The organism is Gilvibacter sediminis, assembly GCF_028561565.1.
Lineage (GTDB): Bacteria > Bacteroidota > Bacteroidia > Flavobacteriales > Flavobacteriaceae > Gilvibacter > Gilvibacter sediminis.
The window spans coordinates 1,194,007-1,219,158 of sequence record NZ_JAQQTE010000001.1 but is presented as its reverse complement, the minus strand read 5'-3'; the positions used below and the strand labels follow the sequence as shown (position 1 = coordinate 1,219,158).

The following is a 25,152-nucleotide window of genomic DNA, read 5'->3' as shown; positions in this document are numbered from 1 at the left end:
ATACATTTAGGTTTATCAATACTGCGTTACTGGTTCCAAAAGAAGGAGCCCGTATGACCATTGTCATATTTTATCGTAGAGCTGCTCGATATCTTTGAACTAAGATTGAGCAAAATAAAACTGATAAACCATGAAAAATATCTTAGTACCCGTAGACTTTTCGGACTATTCGAAATACGCAATGGAAGTCGCTGCTTCCATCGCTAAAAAACACCAGGCTTCCATTCATGTAGTTCACATGATGGGCTTAACCGACGCCGTATTGACTCGAGACGAATCTCAAGAGGTCTTTGAGGCGATGTATCATATGAAGCTGACAGAAAAGCGCTTTGATGAGCTCTTGAACGTTCCCTATTTAGAAGGTGTTACTGTTCACCAAAATGTGAAGAACTATACCAACTTTACAGAGATCAACGATGTGGCTATTTCTTGTGATGCTGATCTAATCGTGATGGGATCTCACGGCAGCACAGGCCTTAAAGAGGTCTTTGTAGGCTCCAACACGGAAAAAGTGGTTCGAACCGCGACTACTCCCGTATTGGTGATCAAAGATCATATGCCTGATTTCAATTTAGAAAAAGTTGTTTTTGCTTGTGACTTTAAAAGCGAGAACATAGAAGCTTTTAAACAGATCCGAAAACTGATCAAAGTACTCGGTGCACAAATGGAGTTGCTTTATATCAACTTACCGGGAGAACGCTTTAGATCCAGCATTGAGATTGAAGACAGAATCTACAAGTTCTTTGCACAAGCGGGCATAGAAGACCTAAGACCAAAAGACGTGAATTATTACAATGATTACACGGTAGAAGACGGGATCTTTAATTATAGCTTCTCCAACAAGGCAGACGCTATCGCGATCCCAACCCACGGTAGAAGCGGACTGGCGCATTTCTTTGCAGGCAGTATAGGTGAAGATGTTGTGAACCATTCGGTACTACCCGTACTCACTCAGAAAATGTAGTGAAATATTGTTTTAGTATGTTTTTCAAACGCAAGGGCGGATCTTACTGCAGATCCGCTCTTTTTTTATGGAGCTAATAAAGCAGGTCCGTTGGAGGTTCCCAAACGGGTTGCGCCTGCTTTTATCAAAGCAAGCGCCTGCTCATGGGTTTTGATTCCTCCAGAGGCCTTAATGCCGAGCTTCCCTCCTAACTCTTGGTATAGCATTTCAATGTCTTGGATGGACGCACCTCGAGCTGCAAAACCTGTGGAAGTCTTGACGAAATCGGCCCCTCCGCTTAATACACACTGCGCCGCCTTTCTAATTTGAACGTCAGACAAGTTTGCCGTTTCTATGATGACCTTTAAACAATGGGTTCCAACAGCTTCTTTAACAGTTGCGATCTCATCCACTATTTTGGAATACAGTCCTTCTTGCATCCAGCCTTGATTGATGACCATATCAATTTCTGTGGCCCCTTGACTAACGGCCAAGGTCGCTTGATCTCTCTTTGCCTCTGTGGAGCTATACCCTAATGGGAAACCAACCACAGTGCATACTTCTACAGCGCTGTCTTTTACTATAGACTTTGCGATTACAACATAGGTTTCTGGCACACATACTGCTTTGAAGTTGTACTGTAGTGCGACTTCACAGAGCGCTTTGATCTCTTGGCTGGCAGCGGTAGGACGCAGTAAAGTATGATCAATTAATCGGTTGATCTCCATATTAATTATGCTCATTTAAAAGCTGCAATAGGGCCTGTTTAGATTGTACTCCAGATTGTCGCCATACCTGTTGACCCTCTTTAAAGAGGATCAATGTGGGTACTCCGCGGACTTGCTTCGCAGCAGCGAGCTTGGGATGCTTATCCACATCGATCTTAACAATCTTAAGCCGATCGCCAGCCTCTTGCTTGACCTCAGACAAGACGGGCGCCAAGACCTTACACGGTCCGCACCAAGTGGCAAAAAAATCTACCAAAACCAAAGGGTGACTCGCTATTAATTCTTTGAAGGAGCTCATTGTTTTAGGCAATTTTATTCAGTACCAGTCGCAGCTTAGAGAGCATGATTAGTTCAGATTTATTGGTACCGCTAAAGGCATCGGCAATATCATTGGCGGTTTGCCAGATCATCTGTCTTCGCTTGGGAGTAAATTCGTCAGGATGCTCTTCTGCATAATTGGCGAATCGCTGAAAGGAATCGTCCGCGTCAGTGGCATTGTGCTTTAACCACTCAAAAACGATCTCAATGTGATAACCGAGATCGGTATCGAACTCATCCGAGGCTTCCCCCAAAGGCACCCACTTAGATAAAACCAAGGCCTGCATGGTTTCGATTTCCGCGTTTCTGACCACCTTATCGCTTGCCGCTACGGCATAAAACAAATGTCCAAGGTGTTGATAAAAAGGAGCTAAAGGTTCTTGTGTACTCATAACGATTAAATTTAGATAAATCTAGTGGAACTGGTGATCTAAAATAATGATAATTATCAGGGCGGAAAGGCTTTAAAAAATCATTACTTTTAATGCAATGAACCCAGCCAATAGTGGAGACATCAATATTGTGGAAACCATCTTCAACGCCGTTGCAGAAGGGATCATTGTCGTAGCTCCAGACCAGCGCATTTCTTCTGCCAATACAGCGGCGCATCAAATGTTTGGATATCCGCCTGGGCATTTGATGGGAGAACCTTTGAACATTCTCATCCCTATGAAATACCATAAGGCCCATGTGGGTTATGTGGATGGGTTTATGAATCAGAGTGCCAAGCGCAGCATGGGTAAAGGCCGAGAGCTTTACGGCCAACGCAAGGACGGCAGTCAGTTTCCCTTAGAAGCAGGATTGAATCCGTTTGAACTCAACGGCAAACGTTACGTAATGGCGATTGTGATCGATATCTCCGAACGGGTCGAACAACAACAGCAGATCTTAGAGCTCAATGAACAACTCGAGGACAAGATCAAAGAGCGCACCCAAGAGCTGGATGAGGCGGTAAAAGTCTTGCGCAAGGAGGTTCAAAAAAGAATTGAAGCAGAAGCAAAGACCAAAGAAGCGCTGCTTAAGGAGCGTGAATTGGGTGAGTTAAAGACCAAATTCCTCTCTTTAGTATCTCATGAGTTCAAAACGCCCTTGAGCGGTATTTTGAGTTCGGCCACGCTCATTTCCAAATACAAGACCTCAGAACAACAGGACAAACGCGACAAGCATCTTAACACCATAAAAAGCAAGGTTAAATACCTCAATAATATTTTGAATGATTTCCTTTCCATTGAGCGTTTAGAAACGGGAAAGGTCAGCTACAACCACAGCCAATTTCCCTTGAGCAAAGTGCTAAACGAGGTTGTTTATGATGCTAACACCTTGTTGAAAGAAGGACAGCGAATCAATTATCCAGAAAATTTAGAAGAAGTAGAACTGATCTTTGATGAAAAGATCTTAGAACTGGTCTTGTCTAACTTGGTGGGCAATGCGGTAAAATATTCCGGAGAAGGCACCCACGTGACCATCGAGGGCCAAGTAGAAGATGAATTCTTGACTTTAGACATAAAAGATCAAGGAATTGGTATTCCTCTAGAAGATCAGAAACACATATTCAATCGTTATTTCAGAGCAGAAAATGCGCTGCTTACCCAAGGAACAGGTATAGGTCTGAACATTGTAAAAACCCACCTTGAAAACCTAGGCGGTTCTATTTCTTTTGTCAGTAAACCTGGCGAAGGTTCTGTTTTCACTATTAAAATTCCAACAAGAGCGAATCATGGAGCATAAAAAAATACTGTTAATAGAAGACGATACGATCCTGCGAGAGAACACCGCAGAACTTCTGGAACTGGAAGGCTATAACATGATCACCGCTCCTAACGGAAAAAGAGGGATCAGTGAGGCCTTGCGTGAAATCCCCGATTTGATCATCTGTGATATTATGATGCCAGAGATCGATGGTTATGGGGTATTGGAAGCCTTGTCAGATCACCATAAGACCAAACACATTCCGTTCATCTTTCTCTCCGCAAAGACGGAACACAAAGAAGTTCGTTTGGGAATGGACATGGGTGCTGATGACTATTTGACCAAACCCTGTGAAGAGGAGGATCTGCTCAGCGCAATTAGAAGTAGACTGGCTAAATCTACACTCTTACAAGCTGCAGGAGAACATCCCCAGCAATTGGAACAAGAAGCAACAACCGGGAACTTAAAAAACCTACCGGAACTCATTGCTTTTTTGAACGACAAAGGAGAACTCCAATCCTTTGACAAAGGAGAACTCATCTACGAACAAGGCGATCGTATTCACCAAATTTATTTGATCAATAGCGGAGTGGTCAAATGTTTTACTATGGATGAGAACGGCAAGGAACTCATCACTTCGCTTCGTAAGGAACGGAGTTTTTTAGGTTTGGAACAACTCCTGGAGAACGGAGCACATCATGAATCCACCGCCGCCTTAGAAGCAGCAGAACTTTTAGTAGTGTCTAAGCAAGAGTTTGTAGATATTTTGCAAGACAATCAGCAGTTAACCTTAGAGCTGATCAATCTTTTAGCTGATGACATTAATCACATCAAAGAACAACTTTTGCAAATGGCTTACGGTTCTGTCCGCAGAAAGACCGCCCAAACTATTTTACAGTTTGCTGAAATTCTCAATGACAGCACCCAAGACCAGATCAGAATCTCACGCCATGATCTGGCCAGTGTAGCCGGTATCGCCACAGAAAGTCTCATCAGAACCCTTTCTCAATTCAAAAAGAACGGCTGGATCGCCATAGAAGGACGCAACATCAAAATCCTCGATCTGCAAGCTTTAGAACTCATGGAATAGCAAAACTGATTTTTGTCATTCTTTAGTTCGCGCTACCCATTTACATTTGAACTTATTATGGGTAGCATGCGAAAGATTTTAATCGCCACAGACTTTTCAGAAAGCGTAGCAAAGGCTGCAGCATTTGCCGCGAATTGCTTTGCCAATGAGCCGGTACACTACCACTTACTATACGTCTCTGACTGCCATTCAAAGCCCAAAACAAAACAACCAAAATTGCCTTGCAAAGGCAAAAAATGCGGCGCGGCGCGCATAAAACTCCTACAGTTTCATCAAAACTTTCAAAAAAGCTTAAATCCAAAATTGCATCGCAGTGATGTCTTTTTTGTGGATTTACCTCCCGTAGAAGCATTGCGTAAACAGGTCATTGAACATCAAATTGATCTCATAGTCATTGGTTGCTGCGGACCGGATAAAAAACCGCAATTGGGTCGTTTTGCACAAGATGTGATCATCCGCGTGCAATGTCCATTTTTGATCGTGCCTCCCAATGCTCAAATGGGATCGAACCGCAGTCTGGCTTTCGCAACCAATTTCAAGAACAACTACCAAAGTAGTGTGTTGAATACACTGACGGATTTCACCACAACTAATGATCTAAAGCTAAAGATACTTCACTTTAGCAAAAGCAAGCCAGACCTGAGCGCCATTCAAAATGCCAATCGGGAGTTCTTGAATGAATTTATTGAAGACCCGCAAGCATTCGCAGAAATCAAGGGAGGTGCCTTATACGCGGCACTGGATGAGTATCAACAGCAAAACCCTATTGGAATTTTAGGACTACTGGCCAAGAATCGCAGTTTTTGCGAACAACTCCTTTTCAAACCAACAAGTAATGGCCATGCCTCTGTGTTTGAAAACCAACTTCCTGTACTGTTACTTCATGAGTAAAGCCCTCTAGAACTGATATTTATCATTTTTATACTGGACTACATCGGCTAGTTTGGACCCAAAGACAAACCGATGACACATAGAATCCTATTGCCCACCGACTTCTCCAAAAACTCCTGGAACGCCATAACCTACGCCATTGAACTCATGGATCGCGAAAGCTGCGAATTTTACCTTTTACATTGTTATACACCCAACACCCCCGTCTCAGAGAATCTTATGGCTTCTCAACTGGGAATCCCCCAATTACAAGAACTCAAGAAAGCCTCAGAAAAGGGACTAAAAAAATTATCTAGGCAACTCGCCTTTAGAGATGAATCTCTAGACCACAAATTTCACTATTTATCTCGACACAACTTTTTAACAGACGCCATTGAGGATGCCTGTAAAGAATACGATATTGATCTTATTGTGATGGGGACTAAAGGAACTACAGACGCCATAGATGTGCTGTTGGGAGGAAACACCCTCGCCGTTATGGAAAAAGTGCGTTGTTGTCCTGTACTGGCCATACCAAACTCCGCGAATTTCACCGCGATGAATGAGATCGTTTTTCCAACCAGCTACAAAGAGAATTACAAGACAAATCAGCTGCACAACCTTTGCACTATGACAAGACTTTGCAAGGCTAAATTGCGTGTATTACACATCTGTGAAGGTTCCTTTAACGAGCAGCAAGAAGCTAAAAAAGAAGAATTAGAAGGCTATTTGAACGGCATAGACTACACCTTTCACGTCTTAGAGAATGTCGATGTTGCCACGGGTCTGAATTGCTTTGTTCAAAGCAGAGACAGTGATATGGTGGCTTTCATTAATCCAAAACACGGAATCTTTTCACTGTGGTTCCGCAGGCCCTTGTCACGAGCGCTGAATTACCATTCAAAGGTTCCAGTACTCACGCTACACGCCTAAGACTCGGCGTGTATTACTAATAGAGGTACTGGAGTTTTGTGGCTGATCTTTCCATTATCTGATCCTTTTAAGAATCGACTCAGCAAAGACTCCTGCTGTACCATAAAAACGTGCAAGTCAACCTCATTGAGTTGCTCATAAGCATTTACAGCCTGAGGCACGGACAATCCTTGAAGTGACTCAACTACAGCTTTTGTTTCTAAAACGCCAAAAGGGTCCTCAGCCAACTGGGTTAAGCCCTGTTCCAATTGTCCCAAATTCGGTTCCGATTCGGGCTGAATTCCCAACAGGTGTACGTTACTGCAGCGACCTGCCAACAAGCGTACTACGGGTTCAAGTTGCTGTGGACTTGGTTTGATCTGCTGAGTTTGCGTGAATAAAACTTCTTTTAAAGGTCTAAACTCAAAACCTTCGGGAACAATCAATGTCGGACAATGCACTTTGCGCATTACCTGGAGCGCGTTACTCCCAAAGAGCGATTCCCGAGCATCACTAACACCGTTGGTGCCCAAAACCACGTAATCAATAACGTAATTGCTGATCACTTGATTGACCGAATCCGTAAATACGTCATAATCCACCTTCGGGATCAAGGTGAAATCTTCGTTTTCAATAAGCGGACGCAATGTTTCTATATAAGCATCTAAGGCCGATTTATTATCGGCAATGATACTGGTAAAAATGCTCTCATGTGGTTTAGCTGTTAGCAGGTCGTCTGTGGTGAAGTCTGACGATTTCTGAATGTTCAACACATAGAATTCACAAGGCTTTCCTTGCCACAATTTAAAGGCATATTGAATCGCCTGAGTAGCATTATCGCTAAAATCGGTTAAAAGAAGGATCTTATTCATCATACGGCTTTATTGTTAATGAAAGATACTCCCAACCCATCCACATAAGTTATGACAACGGTCATAGTTCTTCCGAGTGTTGAGGCCCACCTTTGCCTGAGGTATTAGAGCAAATTTATATGGAAGCCTGTTATCATTGTGGCGACCCTTGTGGCAAATCGCCCATTATTCACGAAGCAAAATCGTTCTGTTGTAACGGCTGTAAAACCGTCTTTGACATTTTGCACCAAAACGGGATGGATTACTATTATGAACTGGAACGCACCCCAGGAACCTCGCAAAATAAGGTCAGTGAACATTTTGACTACTTAGACAACGAGGCCATTACCGAGGAACTATTGCAATTCAGTGAAGGCAAAAGACAGATCATCAGTTTTGAGATCCCCGCCATTCACTGCAGTTCTTGTATTTGGGTTCTGGAAAACCTTTCCAAACTGCATCCAGGCGTGTATAACAGTACCGTCAACTTTCCCGCTAAAAAGGCACAGATTCAATTCAATCAAGAAGAACTACCCCTAAAGGCACTGGTATTGCTTTTGGATCGCATAGGGTATACCCCAAAGATCAGTTTGGCCTCTGCAGAAGTAAAAAAGAAATCTAAGGACCGTAGCCTGATCTACAAATTCGGAATTGCCGGTTTTGCTTTTGGGAACATTATGTTTCTATCCTTCCCAGAGTATTTTGATGTGGATGAGATCTGGTTGGAACATTACAAGCCGATGTTCAGAACCATTATGTTGCTCTTCTCACTACCTGTGGTTTTCTACGCAGCTTCGGATTATTTTAAAGCAGCAATCAAGGGCTTACGATCCCGCATGCTCAATATTGATCTTCCAATAGCTTTGGGGGTTAGTGTTCTATTTATTCGCTCCGTGATCGATGTAATGATGGATTGGGGCCCTGGCTTTTTTGACAGCCTGAGTGGCTTGGTTTTCTTTTTGCTTTTAGGGCGATTCTTTCAACAAAAGACCTATTCCTATTTGTCCTTTGAGCGTGATTACAAATCCTATTTCCCCTTAGGAGTTACGCGAATTGACCGTAAAGGCAGTAAACTTATTGAGGAGCAGATCGCTTTAAAAGAAATTCAAAAGGGAGATACCCTACTGATCCGCTCCAACGAGATCATTCCCGTTGATGGTGTTTTGATCCGCGGAGAGGCCCTTATTGATTACAGCTTTGTCACGGGAGAAGCCTTACCCATTCACAAGGAGGCTGGATCTGCCATCTTTGCGGGCGGCAAACAATGTGGAGCTTCCATTGAATTGGAGGTGAGCAAAACCGTAAGCCAAAGTTACCTCACCCAATTGTGGGGCAATAAAGCCTTTGAAAAACAATCCGAATTGCGCTTCCAGAGTTTGACGGACCAGATCAGCAAGCGTTTTACACTTGCCATTGTGAGCATTGCGATCATCAGTGGTATTGCGTGGTGGTTCATAGCTCCGAGTATGATGTTCAATGTGATCACGGCAGTTTTAATTGTGGCTTGTCCTTGTGCTATTGCCTTGAGTGCTCCTTTTACTTTGGGGAATTTAGTTCGACTCTTTGGGCGGCATAAATGCTATGTAAAAAACGCCGCCGTCATTGAAAACTGGAGCGAGATCGATACGGTTGTTTTTGACAAAACCGGAACCTTGAGTACGCCTGCCCAGAGTGCTTTTTCCTATCATGGAATCCCATTGAGCATTGAAGAACAGCGTTTGCTCTACAGCTCGCTAAGAGCTTCCAACCACCCTTTGAGCAGAAGCTTATACAACACCTTAGAAGAACAGGAAATTGTCACTTTGGATGATTTTTCAGAAACCTTGGGCCAAGGGATATCCGCAGCAAAAGACAATCAGCACCTTAAAATTGGCGCTCCCAAATTTGTCCACGCTCAAGCCAATTCCAATCATGAAGGAGCAGTGGTTCATATCAGTAGCGGAAGCAACTACAAAGGGCATTATGTTTTTCAGAGTGAATACAGACCGGGCTTAAAACACTTATTGGCCGTATTAGGTCGAAATAAAAAGATAGCAGTGCTCACTGGAGATAATGACAGTCAAGCAGAACGTTTGAATAGTTTTTTACCAGAGCATACAGAAGTACGCTACAATCAAAAGCCTCAAGACAAATTAGACTATGTGAAAACGCTGCAAGAGCAAGGAGAAAAGGTCATGATGATCGGGGACGGCCTCAACGATTCCGGAGCCATGGCTCAAAGCGATATTGGGATCGCCATAGCCGAGGATACTAATGTATTCACCCCCGCTTCTGATGCGATTCTTCAAGCCAACTCCTTTGAAAAGCTACCGGTGTTCTTTGCACTGGCTGGCCTGGGAAAACGCATCATCTATGCGTGTTTTGGAATCTCGGTGCTATACAACCTCATCGGTTTGGGGTTTGCCGTTACGGGACATTTAGAACCTGTAGTTGCGGCTATTCTCATGCCGTTGAGTTCCATCAGCATTGTGATTTTTACCACCATCAGCACCCGCTTTTTTGGAAGTCGATTGCTTAAATCCGCGATAAAAAATCGAAACTGACCATTGTCATATTTTCCGTAACGACCCGCACCTACTTTTACGCCAATATTCTAATCAGGTATGAGTATTATTTTTCTCTTGTTAAGTGTGAGCATCTGCGTGGCGATCGTCTTTTTTGTCGCCTTTATAGTCTCGGTAAAACGAGGCCAATACGATGACACTTACACTCCTGCCGTACGCATGCTATTTGAAGATGAACTGGTGCAAGAAGCATCAGAAACATCAGCTACAACTATAAAAAATTCAACCAACGAGTAACCGTAAATCTATGGAAACACAACAGTTTTATTACGACAACAAAATTGTCAAAAATTTCCTGATAGCCTGTATTTTCTGGGGCATCATAGGGATGTCCGTAGGGCTCCTGCTGGCCTTTATGTTTATGTTCCCCAACTTGACTGATGGAATTTCTTGGCTGAGCTTTGGTAGATTGAGACCACTACACACCAACGCGGTGATCTTTGCCTTTGTGGGCAACGCGATCTTTGCGGGGGTCTACTACTCTACCCAACGCCTGCTTAAGACCAGAATGTTCAGTGATCTTTTGAGTAAGATCAATTTCTGGGGATGGCAGCTGATCATCGTATCTGCAGCGATCACGCTCCCATTAGGGTATACTACTTCTAAGGAATACGCCGAATTGGAATGGCCCATTGACATTGCCATTGCCTTGATCTGGGTAGTCTTTGGAATTAACCTGATCGGGACCATACTGCGCAGAAGACAGCGTCACCTTTATGTAGCGATCTGGTTCTACTTAGCCACATTCGTTACCGTTGCGGTACTGCACATTGTGAATAGTATTGAAATGCCTGTGGGTGCTTTAAAGAGTTATTCTGCCTATGCTGGAGTTCAAGACGCCTTGGTGCAATGGTGGTATGGGCACAATGCGGTGGCCTTCTTTTTGACCACGCCTTTCTTAGGTCTAATGTACTATTTTGTACCAAAAGCTGCGAACAGACCAGTCTATTCATACCGTCTTTCCATTGTTCATTTTTGGTCGTTGATCTTTATTTATATCTGGGCAGGACCGCACCACTTGTTGTATTCTGCTCTACCGGATTGGGCTCAGAATTTAGGGGTTGCTTTCTCAGTGATGCTTATCGCTCCCTCTTGGGGTGGTATGATCAACGGACTCTTGACGCTTCGCGGTGCTTGGGATAAAGTCCGCACGAGCCCAGTTTTGAAATTTATGGTTGTTGCGATCACCGGTTATGGGATGGCAACCTTTGAAGGCCCAATGCTTTCGCTAAAGAACATCAACGCCGTTGCTCACTTTAGTGACTGGATCATTGCTCACGTGCATATTGGAGCCTTGGCTTGGAACGGTTTCTTAACCTTTGGTATGATCTATTGGTTGTTCCCAAAACTGTTTAAGACCTCTTTGTATTCAATTCGATTGGCTAATGCACACTTCTGGATCGGGACCTTAGGGATCATCATTTACGCTTTGCCGATGTACGTCGCTGGATTTGTTCAGGCTTCTATGTGGAAGCAGTTCAACCCAGACGGTTCATTGACCTACGGTAACTTCTTAGAAACTGTAGACCAGATCATGCCGATGTATTGGATGCGCGCCATTGGAGGTAGTTTGTATATCGTTGGAGCAATAGTAATGATCTACAACATTGTACAGACCGTAAAACAAGGCAGTAAAGTAACCGACGAGTTGGCAGAAGCTGCTCCGCTGCAACGCGTAACAGCAAAACGCACCGGAAAAGAGGGCTACCACACTTGGTTGGAGCGCCGCCCGGTTCGTTTGACCATTTATGCTACCATTGCCATTCTTATTGGAGGTATGGTTCAAATTGTTCCTTCCCTTTTGGTGGACGATTATGTTCCGCGAATCACCACGGTGAAGCCTTATACACCTTTGGAGTTAGAAGGTCGAGACATTTATATCCGCGAGAGTTGTAACGCCTGTCACTCGCAATTGATCCGTCCGTTCCGATCGGAGGTGAAACGCTATGACTGGACCGACAAGAATCTGTATTCGCGCTCTGGAGAATATGTATACGATCACCCATTCCTTTGGGGATCCAAACGCACAGGACCTGATTTGATGCGTATAGGTGGTAAATACAACGACAGTTGGCACCTGCGTCACTTCAACAATCCGCAGTCCGTATCAGAAGGCTCCATCATGCCTAAATACACTTGGCTCATTAGAAACGAGCTGGACAAGTCTAAGACCGAAGTAAAAATGCGCGCCATGGTGAGTCTGGGTGTCCCTTATACGGATGAGGACATTACCCGCGCTCAAAGTTGGATGGATGAACAAGGCGCTCAAATTGAGAGCAACTTGATGAACGATCCAGACTTTAAAGAGAGTTATACGGAAGCCAAAAATGATGGCAATCCAGATTTTATTGAAATGAAGGACCGAGAAGTAGTTGCACTTATTGCCTATCTGCAGCGCTTAGGCACCGACATTATGATTGAGACCAATGAGGAAGTAACTGCTAAAAACACACCCTAGTCATGCTAAAATTTGTAAAAGGTTCCTTAGAACAAATCGACGGGGTTCAGATCTACCCCATCATCTCACTGCTCATCTTTTTTGTGTTCTTCACCCTACTTTTTTGGTGGGTATTGACCGCCAAGAAAGAGCACATTAGAAAAGTCAGCAACCTTCCTTTAGAGGAAGACGATAACTCACTAAACACAACATCATGAAAAATACGAACGCTTATTTACGAGTAGCCCTGGTCACCGTGCTGTCTTACTTTGTGTTAGATTGGGTGGTAGACTCGGGCTCCGAATACACCTTTGCCAAATACCCTATTCTTTGGGGAGTAATTGTGTTTGTCTTCATTTTTGCCATGGCTATTGAGTACAGCGTGGAGGCCTTGAACAGCATCCTTTACCGCGCCATGGATGAAGAAAAACGCGCCCGCTACGACGCCGCAACCGCAGAAGCTAAAGCCAATCAGTTTGCAGGACTCAAGCGCATTTATCAAAAGCTCTTGGGCAGTCGTCCATTAGAAGAAGAGGGAGAGATCATTTTAGATCACAACTATGACGGGATCAAAGAACTGGACAACAAGCTCCCGCCCTGGTGGCTCTATGGATTCTATGTGACCATAGTTTTTGGAGTGATCTATATGGCGAAGTATCACATTTTTGAAGGAGAAGATCAAGCGACTGAGTTTGAGATCGAGATGGAAGAAGCCCGCTTGGCTATTGAAGCCTATAAGTCTCAGGCCAAGGATATGGTGGATGCATCCACCGTGGTTATGCTTACTGATGCTGCAGACCTCAGCGCTGGCAAAAATCGATTTGAGCGCAACTGTGCTGTTTGCCATAAAGCCGATGGTGGTGGTTCAACAGGACCTAACCTTACTGATGAGTATTGGATCTTAGGCGGAGGGATCTCCAATGTATTTACCACTATCTCCAAAGGAGGTCGCCCTGGAAAAGGGATGGTAAACTGGAACAGAACCTTTACCCCGAATGAGATCGCACAATTGGCCAGTTATGTACTCAGCATGCAAGGGAGTAATCCTCTGGATGCGCTCCCTGCTGATGGTGAATTGTGGATCGATCCGAATCCGGCTCCCGAAACAACCGAGTCAGAACTGGAATCCTCAGAAGTGATCAACGATTCCACAGCGACTGCTGGAATTTCAATGAACTAAGCACCAAATAATGGAAACCCCCGAGAACGAAGTATTTAGAGACAGCATTGCCACCATCGATGAGAAGGGTAAGCGCGCTTGGATCTATCCTAAAAAGCCCAGCGGCCGCTTTTACGAGTACCGCAAAATAGTTAGCTATGTGCTACTGGCTTTTTTGTTCTCTGCTCCATTTATCAAGGTCAACGGAAATCAGTTTCTGTTGCTCAACGTGCTGGAACGCCGCTTTAATATTTTTGGTTTTCCATTTTGGCCTCAGGACTTTCACCTCTTTGTGATCATGATGATCATTGGGGTGGTCTTTGTGATCTTCTTTACCGTTGCCTTTGGCCGAATTTTCTGCGGATGGATCTGTCCGCAAACCATCTTTATGGAAATGGTCTTTAGACGCATTGAGTATTGGATAGAAGGTGACCGCGGGAAGCAGATCCGCTTGGACAAACAGCCGTGGAATGCAGAAAAGATCAGAAAACGCGCCACCAAATGGACGGTGTTCTTTATCATTTCCTTTTTGATCGCTAATGTGTTCCTGGCTTATCTGATCAGCAGCGACAAACTTTTGGAATACGTCACAGAAGGGCCTTTAGAGAATATGAGCACCTTTATTTCCCTGCTCATCTTTACGGCGGTATTCTACTTTGTGTTCGCTTGGTTTAGAGAACAGGTTTGTGTAATCGCTTGCCCCTACGGCCGTCTGCAAGGGGTCCTTTTGGATAATAAATCCATTGTTGTGGCTTATGATCATAAACGTGGGGAAAAGGAAGCCGGTCGCGCTAAATTCAAGAAGAATGAAGATCGCGTTGCCAGCGGAAAAGGCGACTGTATTGATTGTTTTCAATGTGTACATGTTTGTCCAACGGGAATCGATATTAGAAACGGAACGCAGTTAGAATGTGTGAATTGCACCGCTTGTATTGACGCTTGTGATTCCATGATGGAAGCGGTGAACTTACCCAAAGGATTGATCCGTTATGCCAGTGAAGACAATATTGAAAAGAAAGCCAAATTCACTTTTAATGCGCGTCTTAAAGGCTACTCAGCAGTCTTGCTGATCTTAACCGGGATCTTTGCAGGAATGCTGTTTTTGAGAAACGATCTAGAGGCAACCATCTTGAGGCTGCCCGGGCAGTTATATCAAAAGAAGGAGAACAACATCATCAGCAATGTGTATACCTATAAACTAGTTAATAAGACCAGTGAGGAGGTAGCTGATGTCACCTTTAAACTGCTTTCACATGAAGGAACGGTCACCATAGTAAGTATGGATGCTTTTGATGTGGCGCGGCAAGGATTGGAAGAAGGCACCTTATACATCGACATCCCAAGAAGCGAGGTCGATTCAGACAATATCAAATTAAAAATCGGGGTCTATAGCGGTGAAGAGCTCATCGAAACGGCTAAGACAACCTTTTTAGGCCCTATTAGTTATCAATAAAATTCAAACGGTATGAGCACTGTAAAATTAAATTGGGGAACAGGATTGGTGATCGGCATGTTGCTGTTCATTGGATTCATTCTGTATTTTGTCATCACCATGATGACCGATTCTAAGTTCGATCACGAACTGGTCGTGGAAGACTATTACAAACAAGAGTTGATTCTCAACGAGCAATTGGAAGCTCGACAGAATCTGGCCATCCTCTCCGAACCCATCCGCGGTAAAAAAACTGCAGAAGGCTGGGTATTGGAGTTCCCAAAAGAGCTTCAAAACAAAATTAAAGGCAATGTGTTCCTATACAGACCGTCCGACAAGCACCTCGATTCCGACTTTCCATTTGTTCTATCGGAATCCAATTTGCTCATACCTGAAACCCGTTTGTTGGACGGTCGCTGGAACATAAGCGTCACCTGGCAGCATGAAGGCAAACCCTTCTTATACGAAACCTCAATCAATTATTAAATGTTAGTCTCTGGCTTCATATTGGGTCTTTTGGGTAGTTTGCACTGCGTTGGCATGTGCGGCCCGATTGCTTTTTTATTGCCAGTTAGTAGAGACAACAAGAAATTACAACTCTTACAAATTGCCAGCTATCATTTGGGCAGATTCACAGCTTATGGTCTATTGGGTTTGATCTTTGGATTTCTAGGCCGAAGTTTATCGCTCTTCGGAGCTCAACAATACCTGAGTATTCTGGCAGGAGTCTTATTACTGCTAACGGTAGCCATTCCGCAGCGCGTCTTATTCAAATACAGCCTGTCCAAACCCTTGGCTTTGGCCATCGGGAAGTTGAAGTCAGCAATGGGTAAAGCATTGAAATCAAAACGTCCAGACACCTTTTTAACCTTGGGCTTGCTCAACGGTTTTTTACCCTGTGGATTGGTGTATATGGCGGTGTTTGGTTCCTTGGCTTTAGCCAATCCTTGGCAGGGAAGTCTGTACATGGTCCTCTTTGGTGCAGGAACGCTGCCGCTGATGACCGGAGCCATTTATGCAGGGAATTTTCTTAATAAGACTATGCAGCTCAAAATTCGCAAAGCGATCCCAGTTATGGTAGCGCTTATTGCGTGTTTGTTTATTCTAAGAGGACTCGGCTTGGGAATTCCCTATGTGTCACCCAAACTGAATCCGCAGAAAATAGAAGCAAAAATGGAGTGTCATTGAGCTCGGTCAAGTATTAAAACCTTCTTAAGACGAGCACCATTACGCATGTTGCTTTGTAACTTGGGGGAAATATATACACTAACCTATGAACAAAAAATTACTTCAATTAGTGCTCGCTACTATCCTCATCAGTTTAAGCGCTGCCACTTTAACAGCTCAAAACAAGTTCAAAGCGGGTTACTATTTAGACAATGCCGGGCAACAAATAAACGGTTACGTAAAAAATGTAGACTGGAAGAATAGTCCCAACAGCATTGACTTTAGAATCACTCCAGAAGGTGACACAGAAACCTTGAGACTGAATCAAATTCAAGGCTTTGGAATTGACGGACAGGTAGACTATGTGAAAAAGACCTTTGAGCTCGATGTGACCTCAGACAATTTGAACAACCTCAACTTTTCCAAAGACCCAGAATTTGAAACTCGCACGGGCTTTTTAGAAGTTATAGTCGCAGGACCAACTAGCTTGTATTTTTATGAAAACGGAGGATTGCGCGAATACTTCTTAAGTCAAGACGATGAGTCTGTGGAAGCCTTGGTTTACGTGCGCTATTTGAAGGATAAAAAGGTTGCCAGCAACAATCAATACAAGCAACAATTGGCCAATGCCATGAAGGAATGTAGTACCTTAAGCTTTTCAGATTTTGAAAACTTGAGCTATTCGAGAAACTCCTTGAGAAAGCTTTTTGAAAACTACAATGTCTGTATGGACCCCAATTATGTAGTTGAACGAAAGACAAAAACAACTACCCTTCTTAACGTGAATGTGTTCGCAGGATTCAATTCAAGCTCCTATAACGTTAAAAACGCTGCCAGCGCTAGACTTGGAGGTGATTTTGGAGGACAAACCAATTTGAGATTCGGAGCTGAACTTGAAGTGGTGCTTCCCTTTAATAACAATGGATTCGCGCTTTACCTCGGTTTTGCTAAAAATGGAAACTTTGAAAGCACCATAACTCAAGAGCTGTCTTCTGTAAATACTCCTGAGCAAGAAGTGACTTTAACGGTGAACACCGTGAATATGCCCATCGGTGCTCGTTACTATATTCCAGTAAATCCAGATGTGAAAATATCTTTAGAAGCGGGATACCATGTAGATATTGTGAGCGAGATCAGCATTGAGCGAGCGGTAACGGCAAACGACTTCAATACTACCAATGGGAGTTATGGCTACCTGTCCATAGGTGCTGGCGCCAAATACAAGCAATTCTTTGGTCGAGCCAACGTAGATATTGGCAAAGATCCTTTCGCGGCTACAACTTTCCAGTACAGTTCTGATGTACCCAGCTTCAACTTTGTTCTGGGATATCAGATCCCTTTGATTCAGTAAAATTCAAACATAAAAAAAGCGCGGGCTGTTATAACAGTTCGCGCTTTTTGATCATATTTCTAATCTGTAAGCATACCGTAGGTAAAGACAGATTTCAAGGCGGAGAATTGTTTCTTTTTAGGGATGCTTAATGCATTTACTTTATGTTTCAATTCCTTAACAGTCAAAACAATGACTGTCACCAATTATATAACAACTCTCGTGCCAAAAACCCTACTGAGGCTTTTTAATGCCTTAATGCAAACGCAACTTCTTGAGCCAATCTGGGCAAAACTGCAGACTTGAACCAAGGATTCTTGGCTTGCCAAATATTATTCCTAGGAGACGGATGCGGCAAGGCGAAGAATTTAGGCAAATAGTCTTCAAACTGCTGCACGGTCTGGGTCAAGGTTCTTTGAGCCTTAGCACCTAAATAATGGTCCTGTGCATATTTACCCACCAAAAGGATCAAACGCAATTCTTGAAGTTCATTTAAAAGTTGATCGTGCCAGGTTGGAGCACAAATCGCGGTAGGTGGATTGTCTCCAGATTTTCCACGCCCCGGGTAGCAAAAGCCCATGGGAATTAAAGCCAGCTTATCTGGATTGTAAAAATCTTCACTGCTGATCTGCATCCAAGCGCGTAAATTCTCCCCGCTTTTATCATCCCAAGGGACACCGCTCTCATGCACCACAGAACCCGGAGCCTGCCCAATGATAGCAATGCGACTCTTTGGACTTGCCGCAACTATGGGTCTTGGGCCCAAAGGCAACAGATCATTACACAAGTTGCACGCGCGTATTTTGCTTAAAAGTTCCTCCATGGTTTTGTGGTCAGCAGTTTAAAGATAAGTCGATCGAACCAAACAAGGCTTGCATGACCATTGTCATATTTTAGCTGAGCGCCTCCACGTAGTTTTGTTGAGTAAACAATTAAAATCAACATCATGAGCGCACTTTATGCAAAACTAAATAAAGACTGGACCGAGAATTTTATGCTATACGCATCAACTTCAATCATTGTATCTACCTGTTTGGGTGGAATTGCGGTATACACCATCTTTTTAAACGGCAGCTCACTTTGGTCCATGATCCAAGTATTTGCAGCCGTTGTAATGTGCACCGGTGTTTTGGCATCGATCCTAACGGTTCAGAAGCCAAAGGTTGTGCTCAATACTTTATTGGGTAGCCTAGGAATTTGCACCTTGTTAATCCTTATGAATCTGTTGTTCTAAACACATAGAATTAATATAGCAACCGCGCTTTCTTCCTTTTAGAAAGCGCGGTTTTTTTTGGTTGTGGTTGACGAATCAATTAGTTTTAGGAATCTAAAAATGCAGAATCGCCTCTAGTGATAAAGCATTACAACTAACCAATCATGTCTTCAACAAACAAGGCACGCGCTTACTGGAAAGAGAACATAAAATACTTGGCAATTTTGCTAAGCATATGGTTTGTTGTTTCTTATGGCTGCGGAATTCTCTTTAGAGACGCCTTGAATACCATCAATCTTGGCGGATTCAAATTGGGCTTCTGGTTTGCCCAGCAAGGTTCTATCTACGTCTTTGTGGTGTTGATCTTTGTGTATGTAAGACTGATGAACAAGCTCGATAAAAAATACGGCTATCACGAAGACTAATTCCATAATCTCAATACCCGCCTTATGAGTGTTCAAACCTGGACTTGGATCCTGGTCGGTGTGACCTTTGCCTTGTATTTCGGTATTGCTATTTGGGCACGAGCGGGCTCTACTAAAGATTTTTATGTAGCAGGCGGAGGCGTCTCTCCTTTAGCCAACGGTATGGCAACGGCAGCCGATTGGATGAGTGCCGCTTCCTTCATTTCCATGGCGGGGATCATCTCCTTTGCCGGATACGACGGCTCGGTCTATTTGATGGGTTGGACAGGAGGTTATGTACTGCTAGCCCTATTGCTCGCGCCTTACCTGAGGAAGTTCGGCAAATTCACGGTCCCTGATTTTATAGGGGATCGGTACTATTCCAATAGCGCCCGAACCGTAGCCGTGATCTGTGCTTTGATCGTGTCTTTTACATATGTGGCGGGGCAAATGCGGGGCGTAGGCATTGTGTTCTCTCAGTTTTTACAAGTAGACATTACGCTAGGCGTCATCATTGGGATGGCTGTTGTTTTGGTCTTTGCCTTTTTAGGTGGAATGAAGGGGATCACCTATACGCAAGTAGCACAATACTGCGTTTTGATCTTTGCCTTTATGGTTCCAGCCATCTTTATTTCTATTCAGATGACTGGCAATATCATCCCTCAAGTGGGGATGGGAGGCACTCTAGAAGACGGAACTTATTTGCTCGATAAACTCGATACGCTACACACCGAACTCGGCTTTAAAGAATATACCCAAGGTTCTAAATCTACCTGGGACGTTTTTGCCATCACCTTTGCCTTAATGGTTGGAACGGCCGGATTGCCTCACGTTATTGTACGATTCTTTACGGTTCCCAAAGTAAAGGATGCACGTAAGTCTGCAGGCTTGGCCTTGCTTTTTATTGCCATACTTTATATCACCGCTCCTGCAGTTGCGGTATTCTCACGGACTAATTTGATAGAGACGGTTCGCGATCAATCTTATACGGATATTCCAGAGTGGTTTAAAAATTGGGAAGACACTGGGCTTATTGCGTGGAGCGATAAAAACGGAGACGGTAAAATCCAATACGTTCAAGGCTCAGCTTTGGTAGGCAAAAAGCCTGAATTCTTAGAAGGTCGCGGGGTATATGGCGAGCGCCTGATCAGCAACGCCAGTGACGCAACCAACGAACTTTATGTAGACCGAGACATCATGGTTTTAGCCAACCCGGAGATCGCAGGCTTACCCAATTGGGTGATTGCCTTAGTGGCCGCAGGTGGTTTGGCTGCAGCGCTTTCAACAGCAGCAGGTTTACTCTTGGTGATCTCTACCTCCATCTCTCATGATCTGATCAAAAAACAACTAAAACCCAACATCTCAGATAAGGGAGAACTGCGTTGGGCACGCGCTTCAATTTTGGTAGCTATTGTCATAGCAGGATTGTTTGGCATCTATCCGCCAGGCTTTGTTGCTGCTGTGGTCGCCTTAGCCTTTGGGCTCGCGGCCGCCTCTTTCTTTCCAGCGATTATTCTGGGCATCTTTGACAAACGCATGAACAAACAAGGCGCTGTTGCTGGCATGGTTGTGGGCATCACCCTGATGCTTGGATATATGATCGTATACAAGACGGGGCTCATCGGGATCATGGATCCGCTGCCACCAAGTGATTGGTGGTTTGGCACTTCTCCTGAAGGATTTGGCACTATTGCCATGTGCGTAAACGTTGTGGTTTCTTTGGTGGTGTCTAGAATGACTCCTAAACCGCCAAAAGACGTCACCGATATGGTAGAAAATATTCGCATCCCATCTGGAGCGGGTGAAGCTGCTCAACACTGATAGAATAAGATCATCTTTTGATCGATTTGTGCGATTTTCAAAAGGCCTTTTTTGCTAAATTGTAAAGCCTTTAGCGGCTTTATATAAATTCCAATTCATGAGTAATTATCACATCAAGAACTTCCCAGAATACTTCCACGAATACCGAAAGTCCGTCCGAAACCCAGAACTCTTCTGGGAAGAAATTGCGGAAGAGCACTTTTTGTGGCGAAAAAAATGGGACAACGTACTCTCTTGGGATTTTGCTAAGCCTGAGGTAAAGTGGTTCGAAGGTTCAAAACTTAACATCACAGAAAATTGTATTGATCGGCATCTTTTCACCAAAGGCGATAAAACCGCCATCCTCTTTGAACCTAATGATCCCAAGGAGCCTGCAACTCACATCAGCTATAAAGAATTACACGCTCGCGTGAATCAGATGGCCAATGTGCTTAAGAGCAAAGGCATTAAAAAAGGAGATCGGGTGTGTATTTATTTACCCATGATCCCAGAACTGGCTGTCTCATTATTGGCTTGCGCTAGAATTGGCGCCATACATTCGGTAGTATTTGCAGGATTTTCCGCAAACGCCTTGGCTACGCGAATCAACGACAGCGATTGCAAAATGGTACTGACCTCAGACGGTTCGTACCGCGGAGTCAAGACCATTGATCTTAAAGGCATCGTAGACGAGGCGCTGGAAAGCTGTTCTACCGTAGAATCTGTATTAGTGGTAAAGCGGATTCAATCTGAAATCAACATGAAAGACGGTCGCGACTTTTGGCTGGAACCACTCTTAGCTGGGGCCTCCACGGACTGTGAACCTGAGATTATGGATGCAGAAGATCCGCTCTTTATTCTTTACACCTCAGGATCTACCGGAAAACCAAAAGGCATGGTACACAGCACCGCGGGTTATATGGTCTATACAGCCTACACCTTTAAAAATGTATTCCAATACCGTGACAGTGATGTGTACTGGTGTACGGCAGACATTGGCTGGATCACCGGCCACAGTTATATTGTCTACGGCCCGCTGGCCAACGGCGCTACAACTGTAATGTTTGAAGGCGTGCCGAGCTACCCAGATTTTGGCCGTTTTTGGGAGATCGTGGAAAAACACAAGATCAACCAATTCTATACGGCTCCAACGGCTATTAGAGCCTTGGCGAAAGAAGGCGTTCAACATGTAGAGCAACACGATTTATCTTCCATAAAGGTTCTGGGAACGGTAGGAGAACCGATTAACGAAGAGGCTTGGCATTGGTATGATGACAATGTGGGGAAGAAAAAGGCACCCATTGTGGACACTTGGTGGCAGACAGAAACAGGCGGAATACTGATTACTCCAATACCGTTCTGTACTCCTACAAAACCCACCTACGCAACCCTACCCTTTTTGGGGATCCAACCCGCACTCATGGATGAGAACGGGCAAGAGATTAAGGGCAATCAAGCCGAAGGACGGCTGTGTATCAAATTCCCTTGGCCTTCCATGGCACGCACCATCTGGGGCAATCATCAACGCTATAAAGACACCTATTTCTCGGCCTTTGAGAACAAATATTTTACGGGAGATGGCGCCTTGCGTGATGAAGTGGGTTACTACCGCATCACCGGTCGCGTAGATGATGTGATCATTGTTTCTGGACATAATATGGGTACGGCCCCGATTGAGGATGCCATCAATGAACATCCTGCTGTTGCAGAATCAGCTATTGTAGGTTTCCCACATGAGGTTAAGGGGAATGCGCTTTACGGTTATGTCACCCTCAAAGAAACCGGAGAATCCAGAAATCACGACAATTTGCGAAAAGAGATCAACCAAATGATCACCGAGCAGATCGGGCCCATTGCAAAACTGGATAAGATTCAGTTTACGGCAGGCTTGCCTAAAACACGTTCTGGAAAGATCATGCGTCGCATTCTGAGAAAGATCGCCTCTAACGACACTTCCAACCTGGGTGACACCAGTACACTACTCAACCCAGAAGTGGTTCAGGATATTATGGATAATGTGTTGTAAATAGTGCTTACTGCTTAAGTGGTTCGACCAATTTTATAAACTCCTCATTTGAATGCAAGGGTTTTATGGGCTGATAATTCATCAAGGCCTCATAATTATCAAAACCTGTTGCCAAGAGTTGTGACAAATAATCTAAAGCCAAGTCTTGATCTGATTTTTTTAGGGCATTGCCCATCTGAATGAGATAGCCGTAAACATTCTTTGGATTTACAAAGATCCAAAGATCATAACAGAACATGAGCTGCTCCAAATTTAAACTTGCAGCCTGGCTAAAAGCCGCTTCATAAGCCGTAACCCCTATCTGAGCCAGTAGGCGTTGCAGCATTTGTCGCTCAAAGTGATTTTTGGAGTTTTCCATGTCTCGAAAAACCTTATCGATACGCTTTTTCCAAGCCTGCGTTTTGGGCTTTTTACGCTGAAGGTCGACAAAGAATTGTTGGGTGTAGTTAGCAAACAACTCCTGTTCAGTTTCCTTGACCTTTGCAAATTCCCGCTGCTGATCCAAAAACTCCGGACTGGCTCTGAGAGTATTGGCAGCAACTTGAAGACTATCTAGATTTAAATACGGACCAAAACTTTTGAGCAAACGTCGGTAAGCTCTATGTTTCCCAAGTAAATTGTCTTTATGTTCGGGGTCGTTTAATTCACTGAGTTGTTTGGTATAAATAGAATTAATAACAGCTGGCTCTACCTTGATAATACCCTTTCTATGCGCCTCCATCTGCAACCAGTCAAAGACAGAAAGTAGTTGTTGCTCTGTTGGCCATTGATGACCCATATTATAAGTAAACAGCGCATTGGAAACTTGTAGCGCATCTAAAAGCCGGCTATTGTTGTGCATTTCCAAATAATTCATATCTAAATTTCCAACGATACCCGCATATGAGAAAGTCTCATTTCCAACAGGGGCAACATTGCCGGGAAAACCTGAACCACAAGCAATCACTCCTTGCATGCGTTTGGTAAGTACAGCAATGGCCATCGCCAAACGCGAACCTCCAGAGAATCCAGCAGTATAAATTCTGCTATTGTCAATATTAAAATTGGAAAAAACATGATTGAATAAACGATTCGCTACATCAAAATTTACATTTTGAGGCCCATTTTTGTTGCTATTGGAACTCACCAAAATATATCCGTACTGCTCTGCAGCGAGTCTGAATGGCCTCAGACCATTCGCCGCTCGTCCCGACGGATCAAAGACAAATACTATAGGGGAAAGTTGTTGCTCGCTGTAAGAACTAGGGAGATAAAGTGCGAAAGTCTCATTAAGGTTCCCTGCCGTTGGTAAGGAATCTATGATCACACCGCGTTGATAGGTATTTTGGGCCAATAAGGATAAGCTGCTTATTGCTATTAAGAGCGTAGTTAAAATTCGATTCATGGGTAATCTGCACAATTAATGGAAAAATAGTGCTTTTTTGACAAGTATGGGGTCAATCCGATATGGTCTTACTTTCTTGGGCGCCCCGTAAAGTAGAACCAAGTTCACTTCACGGACGCGCTCTCCGCTATATCTCTTCGCTTTGCTCAGAGTATGCCGCTGCGATCGCTGGCGCGGGGAAGCCGAGCATCAAGAAAATGTCCAGTGGACATTTTTAGCGAGGTGTATGGCATACCGCGTGGGCAAATAAGCTACCGAATATCAAAAGCGGGATTGATTTGTTTCACAAATCTTCCCTTCACGCCGATGCTGAAAGCAGGATTCATTTACTTCGTAAATGATCCTTTACCGTCAACGCTGAAAGCGCAACCCTAGTTGCTAGAGCAACTTTAACTCAACACCTCGTTTACTTTCGCAAACTCGTGCAGGATTCATTCACGACGTGAATGTTCCCTTCTCTCCAATGCTGAAAGCGCTAACCTTAGTTGCTAAAGCAACTGTGGATCAATGCCTCATTAACTCAAGCAAACACGTGCAGGATTCATTCACGACGTGAATGTTCCCTTCTCTCCAATGCTGAAAGCGCTGACCTTTGTTGCTAAAGCAACTGTGGATCAATGCATCACTAACTCAAGCAAACACGCGCAGGATTCATTCACGACGTGAATGTTCCCTTCTCTCCAATGCTGAAAGCGCTGACCTTTGTTGCTAAAGCAACTGTGGATCAATGCCTCATTAACTCAAGCAAACACGCGCAGGATTCATTCACGACGTGAATGTTCCCTTCTCTCCAATGCTGAAAGCGCTGACCTTTGTTGCTAAAGCAACTGTGGAT

General features: G+C 44.1%; 24 protein-coding genes. 18 read left to right on the top strand and 6 right to left on the bottom strand.

Annotation, left to right across the window (positions count from 1 at the left end; all coding sequences use genetic code 11):
* Window positions 1–130 precede the first annotated feature (130 nt).
* Window positions 131–964, top strand: coding sequence for a universal stress protein (locus POW22_RS05520; RefSeq protein ID WP_272831627.1), 834 nt, complete (start codon window positions 131–133; stop codon window positions 962–964).
* Window positions 965–1,029: 65 nt separating this feature from the next.
* Here the strand turns inward: POW22_RS05520 and deoC are convergent, their stop codons facing one another.
* From deoC to POW22_RS05505, 3 genes are read right to left on the bottom strand one after another with little or no spacing between them, the layout of a single operon-like run.
* Window positions 1,030–1,686: a deoxyribose-phosphate aldolase gene (deoC, locus tag POW22_RS05515; protein WP_272831626.1), complete on the bottom strand. Its 657-nt coding sequence runs from the start codon at window positions 1,684–1,686 to the stop codon at window positions 1,030–1,032.
* Complete coding sequence (gene trxA / locus POW22_RS05510; RefSeq protein WP_272831625.1) at window positions 1,673–1,969, bottom strand: thioredoxin; 297 nt, start codon at window positions 1,967–1,969, stop codon at window positions 1,673–1,675. The genes deoC and trxA overlap by 14 nt, the downstream gene beginning before the upstream one ends.
* Window positions 1,970–1,973: 4 nt before the next feature.
* Window positions 1,974–2,381: a hypothetical protein gene (locus POW22_RS05505; RefSeq protein WP_272831624.1), complete on the bottom strand. Its 408-nt coding sequence runs from the start codon at window positions 2,379–2,381 to the stop codon at window positions 1,974–1,976.
* A gap of 97 nt (window positions 2,382–2,478) precedes the next feature.
* On the opposite strand from POW22_RS05505, the gene POW22_RS05500 reads away from it, so the two are divergent.
* The 4 genes from POW22_RS05500 to POW22_RS05485 all read left to right on the top strand — a co-directional run bounded on the left by POW22_RS05500 (window position 2,479) and on the right by POW22_RS05485 (window position 6,571).
* The gene (locus POW22_RS05500; RefSeq protein ID WP_272831623.1) at window positions 2,479–3,717 is read left to right on the top strand and encodes a PAS domain-containing sensor histidine kinase; all 1,239 of its coding nucleotides are present in this window, start codon (window positions 2,479–2,481) and stop codon (window positions 3,715–3,717) included.
* Window positions 3,707–4,768, top strand: a complete 1,062-nt coding sequence (locus POW22_RS05495; RefSeq protein ID WP_272831622.1) for a response regulator — start codon at window positions 3,707–3,709, stop codon at window positions 4,766–4,768. The genes POW22_RS05500 and POW22_RS05495 overlap by 11 nt, the downstream gene beginning before the upstream one ends.
* 66 nt (window positions 4,769–4,834) lie before the next feature.
* Window positions 4,835–5,659, top strand: coding sequence for a universal stress protein (locus POW22_RS05490; protein ID WP_272831621.1), 825 nt, complete (start codon window positions 4,835–4,837; stop codon window positions 5,657–5,659).
* A gap of 72 nt (window positions 5,660–5,731) precedes the next feature.
* On the top strand, window positions 5,732–6,571 hold the full coding sequence (locus POW22_RS05485) for a universal stress protein (protein WP_272831620.1): 840 nt from the start codon (window positions 5,732–5,734) through the stop codon (window positions 6,569–6,571).
* Here the strand turns inward: POW22_RS05485 and POW22_RS05480 are convergent.
* Complete coding sequence (locus POW22_RS05480; RefSeq protein WP_272831619.1) at window positions 6,568–7,425, bottom strand: universal stress protein; 858 nt, start codon at window positions 7,423–7,425, stop codon at window positions 6,568–6,570. The two genes, POW22_RS05485 and POW22_RS05480, sit on opposite strands and share 4 nt — an antisense overlap.
* A 116-nt stretch (window positions 7,426–7,541) precedes the next feature.
* On the opposite strand from POW22_RS05480, the gene POW22_RS05475 reads away from it, so the two are divergent.
* The 9 genes from POW22_RS05475 (at window position 7,542) to POW22_RS05435 (ending at window position 17,511) form a co-directional block, all read left to right on the top strand.
* The gene (locus POW22_RS05475; RefSeq protein ID WP_272831618.1) at window positions 7,542–9,944 is read left to right on the top strand and encodes a heavy metal translocating P-type ATPase; all 2,403 of its coding nucleotides are present in this window, start codon (window positions 7,542–7,544) and stop codon (window positions 9,942–9,944) included.
* A gap of 60 nt (window positions 9,945–10,004) precedes the next feature.
* Window positions 10,005–10,202: a cbb3-type cytochrome oxidase assembly protein CcoS gene (gene ccoS, locus POW22_RS05470; RefSeq protein ID WP_272831617.1), complete on the top strand. Its 198-nt coding sequence runs from the start codon at window positions 10,005–10,007 to the stop codon at window positions 10,200–10,202.
* 10 nt (window positions 10,203–10,212) lie between these two features.
* Window positions 10,213–12,423 carry a cytochrome-c oxidase, cbb3-type subunit I gene (ccoN, locus tag POW22_RS05465; protein ID WP_272831616.1) on the top strand — a complete coding sequence of 737 codons (2,211 nt, stop codon included), beginning with the start codon at window positions 10,213–10,215 and terminating at the stop codon, window positions 12,421–12,423.
* Between the two features lie 2 nt (window positions 12,424–12,425).
* Window positions 12,426–12,620, top strand: coding sequence for a CcoQ/FixQ family Cbb3-type cytochrome c oxidase assembly chaperone (locus POW22_RS05460; protein WP_272831615.1), 195 nt, complete (start codon window positions 12,426–12,428; stop codon window positions 12,618–12,620).
* Window positions 12,617–13,582 carry a cbb3-type cytochrome c oxidase N-terminal domain-containing protein gene (locus POW22_RS05455; protein ID WP_272831614.1) on the top strand — a complete coding sequence of 322 codons (966 nt, stop codon included), beginning with the start codon at window positions 12,617–12,619 and terminating at the stop codon, window positions 13,580–13,582. The genes POW22_RS05460 and POW22_RS05455 overlap by 4 nt, the downstream gene beginning before the upstream one ends.
* A 10-nt stretch (window positions 13,583–13,592) precedes the next feature.
* Window positions 13,593–15,014 (top strand): cytochrome c oxidase accessory protein CcoG, encoded by a 1,422-nt coding sequence (ccoG, locus tag POW22_RS05450; protein ID WP_272831613.1) that lies wholly within the window; start codon window positions 13,593–13,595, stop codon window positions 15,012–15,014.
* A gap of 12 nt (window positions 15,015–15,026) precedes the next feature.
* The gene (locus POW22_RS05445) at window positions 15,027–15,479 is read left to right on the top strand and encodes a FixH family protein (RefSeq protein WP_272831612.1); all 453 of its coding nucleotides are present in this window, start codon (window positions 15,027–15,029) and stop codon (window positions 15,477–15,479) included.
* Window positions 15,480–16,181: a sulfite exporter TauE/SafE family protein gene (locus POW22_RS05440; protein WP_272831611.1), complete on the top strand. Its 702-nt coding sequence runs from the start codon at window positions 15,480–15,482 to the stop codon at window positions 16,179–16,181. It begins immediately after the preceding gene.
* An 85-nt stretch (window positions 16,182–16,266) separates the two neighbouring features.
* On the top strand, window positions 16,267–17,511 hold the full coding sequence (locus POW22_RS05435) for a porin family protein (protein WP_272831610.1): 1,245 nt from the start codon (window positions 16,267–16,269) through the stop codon (window positions 17,509–17,511).
* A 226-nt stretch (window positions 17,512–17,737) separates the two neighbouring features.
* Here the strand turns inward: POW22_RS05435 and POW22_RS05430 are convergent, their stop codons facing one another.
* Window positions 17,738–18,313 carry a uracil-DNA glycosylase family protein gene (locus tag POW22_RS05430; RefSeq protein ID WP_272831609.1) on the bottom strand — a complete coding sequence of 192 codons (576 nt, stop codon included), beginning with the start codon at window positions 18,311–18,313 and terminating at the stop codon, window positions 17,738–17,740.
* A gap of 123 nt (window positions 18,314–18,436) precedes the next feature.
* On the opposite strand from POW22_RS05430, the gene POW22_RS05425 reads away from it, so the two are divergent.
* The 4 genes from POW22_RS05425 (at window position 18,437) to acs (ending at window position 22,933) form a co-directional block, all read left to right on the top strand.
* A complete protein-coding gene (locus POW22_RS05425; protein ID WP_272831608.1) occupies window positions 18,437–18,724 on the top strand; it encodes a hypothetical protein in 288 nt (95 codons plus the stop codon).
* Window positions 18,725–18,867: 143 nt separating this feature from the next.
* On the top strand, window positions 18,868–19,128 hold the full coding sequence (locus tag POW22_RS05420; protein ID WP_272831607.1) for a DUF4212 domain-containing protein: 261 nt from the start codon (window positions 18,868–18,870) through the stop codon (window positions 19,126–19,128).
* 24 nt (window positions 19,129–19,152) lie between these two features.
* Window positions 19,153–20,928: a sodium:solute symporter family protein gene (locus tag POW22_RS05415; protein ID WP_272831606.1), complete on the top strand. Its 1,776-nt coding sequence runs from the start codon at window positions 19,153–19,155 to the stop codon at window positions 20,926–20,928.
* A gap of 97 nt (window positions 20,929–21,025) precedes the next feature.
* Window positions 21,026–22,933, top strand: coding sequence for an acetate--CoA ligase (gene acs, locus POW22_RS05410; RefSeq protein ID WP_272831605.1), 1,908 nt, complete (start codon window positions 21,026–21,028; stop codon window positions 22,931–22,933).
* Between the two features lie 7 nt (window positions 22,934–22,940).
* On the opposite strand, the gene POW22_RS05405 is transcribed toward acs, so the two are convergent.
* Window positions 22,941–24,317 carry an alpha/beta hydrolase family protein gene (locus tag POW22_RS05405; RefSeq protein WP_272831604.1) on the bottom strand — a complete coding sequence of 459 codons (1,377 nt, stop codon included), beginning with the start codon at window positions 24,315–24,317 and terminating at the stop codon, window positions 22,941–22,943.
* Between the last annotated feature and the right edge of the window lie 835 nt (window positions 24,318–25,152).

What these genes read in the sequence shown, in the direction of transcription:
- POW22_RS05405 (WP_272831604.1), bottom strand. Translation starts at nt 24,317, where the DNA reads ATGAATCGAATTTTAACTACGCTCTTAATAGCAATAAGCAGCTTATCC.
- POW22_RS05475 (WP_272831618.1), top strand. Translation starts at nt 7,542, where the DNA reads ATGGAAGCCTGTTATCATTGTGGCGACCCTTGTGGCAAATCGCCCATT.
- POW22_RS05520 (WP_272831627.1), top strand. Translation starts at nt 131, where the DNA reads ATGAAAAATATCTTAGTACCCGTAGACTTTTCGGACTATTCGAAATAC.
- POW22_RS05485 (WP_272831620.1), top strand. Translation starts at nt 5,732, where the DNA reads ATGACACATAGAATCCTATTGCCCACCGACTTCTCCAAAAACTCCTGG.
- ccoG (WP_272831613.1), top strand. Translation starts at nt 13,593, where the DNA reads ATGGAAACCCCCGAGAACGAAGTATTTAGAGACAGCATTGCCACCATC.
- ccoS (WP_272831617.1), top strand. Translation starts at nt 10,005, where the DNA reads ATGAGTATTATTTTTCTCTTGTTAAGTGTGAGCATCTGCGTGGCGATC.
- ccoN (WP_272831616.1), top strand. Translation starts at nt 10,213, where the DNA reads ATGGAAACACAACAGTTTTATTACGACAACAAAATTGTCAAAAATTTC.
- POW22_RS05420 (WP_272831607.1), top strand. Translation starts at nt 18,868, where the DNA reads ATGTCTTCAACAAACAAGGCACGCGCTTACTGGAAAGAGAACATAAAA.
- POW22_RS05430 (WP_272831609.1), bottom strand. Translation starts at nt 18,313, where the DNA reads ATGGAGGAACTTTTAAGCAAAATACGCGCGTGCAACTTGTGTAATGAT.
- deoC (WP_272831626.1), bottom strand. Translation starts at nt 1,686, where the DNA reads ATGAGCATAATTAATATGGAGATCAACCGATTAATTGATCATACTTTA.
- trxA (WP_272831625.1), bottom strand. Translation starts at nt 1,969, where the DNA reads ATGAGCTCCTTCAAAGAATTAATAGCGAGTCACCCTTTGGTTTTGGTA.
- POW22_RS05495 (WP_272831622.1), top strand. Translation starts at nt 3,707, where the DNA reads ATGGAGCATAAAAAAATACTGTTAATAGAAGACGATACGATCCTGCGA.
- POW22_RS05455 (WP_272831614.1), top strand. Translation starts at nt 12,617, where the DNA reads ATGAAAAATACGAACGCTTATTTACGAGTAGCCCTGGTCACCGTGCTG.
- POW22_RS05505 (WP_272831624.1), bottom strand. Translation starts at nt 2,381, where the DNA reads ATGAGTACACAAGAACCTTTAGCTCCTTTTTATCAACACCTTGGACAT.
- POW22_RS05415 (WP_272831606.1), top strand. Translation starts at nt 19,153, where the DNA reads ATGAGTGTTCAAACCTGGACTTGGATCCTGGTCGGTGTGACCTTTGCC.
- POW22_RS05425 (WP_272831608.1), top strand. Translation starts at nt 18,437, where the DNA reads ATGAGCGCACTTTATGCAAAACTAAATAAAGACTGGACCGAGAATTTT.
- POW22_RS05460 (WP_272831615.1), top strand. Translation starts at nt 12,426, where the DNA reads ATGCTAAAATTTGTAAAAGGTTCCTTAGAACAAATCGACGGGGTTCAG.
- POW22_RS05440 (WP_272831611.1), top strand. Translation starts at nt 15,480, where the DNA reads ATGTTAGTCTCTGGCTTCATATTGGGTCTTTTGGGTAGTTTGCACTGC.
- POW22_RS05500 (WP_272831623.1), top strand. Translation starts at nt 2,479, where the DNA reads ATGAACCCAGCCAATAGTGGAGACATCAATATTGTGGAAACCATCTTC.
- POW22_RS05445 (WP_272831612.1), top strand. Translation starts at nt 15,027, where the DNA reads ATGAGCACTGTAAAATTAAATTGGGGAACAGGATTGGTGATCGGCATG.
- acs (WP_272831605.1), top strand. Translation starts at nt 21,026, where the DNA reads ATGAGTAATTATCACATCAAGAACTTCCCAGAATACTTCCACGAATAC.
- POW22_RS05490 (WP_272831621.1), top strand. Translation starts at nt 4,835, where the DNA reads ATGCGAAAGATTTTAATCGCCACAGACTTTTCAGAAAGCGTAGCAAAG.
- POW22_RS05435 (WP_272831610.1), top strand. Translation starts at nt 16,267, where the DNA reads ATGAACAAAAAATTACTTCAATTAGTGCTCGCTACTATCCTCATCAGT.
- POW22_RS05480 (WP_272831619.1), bottom strand. Translation starts at nt 7,425, where the DNA reads ATGATGAATAAGATCCTTCTTTTAACCGATTTTAGCGATAATGCTACT.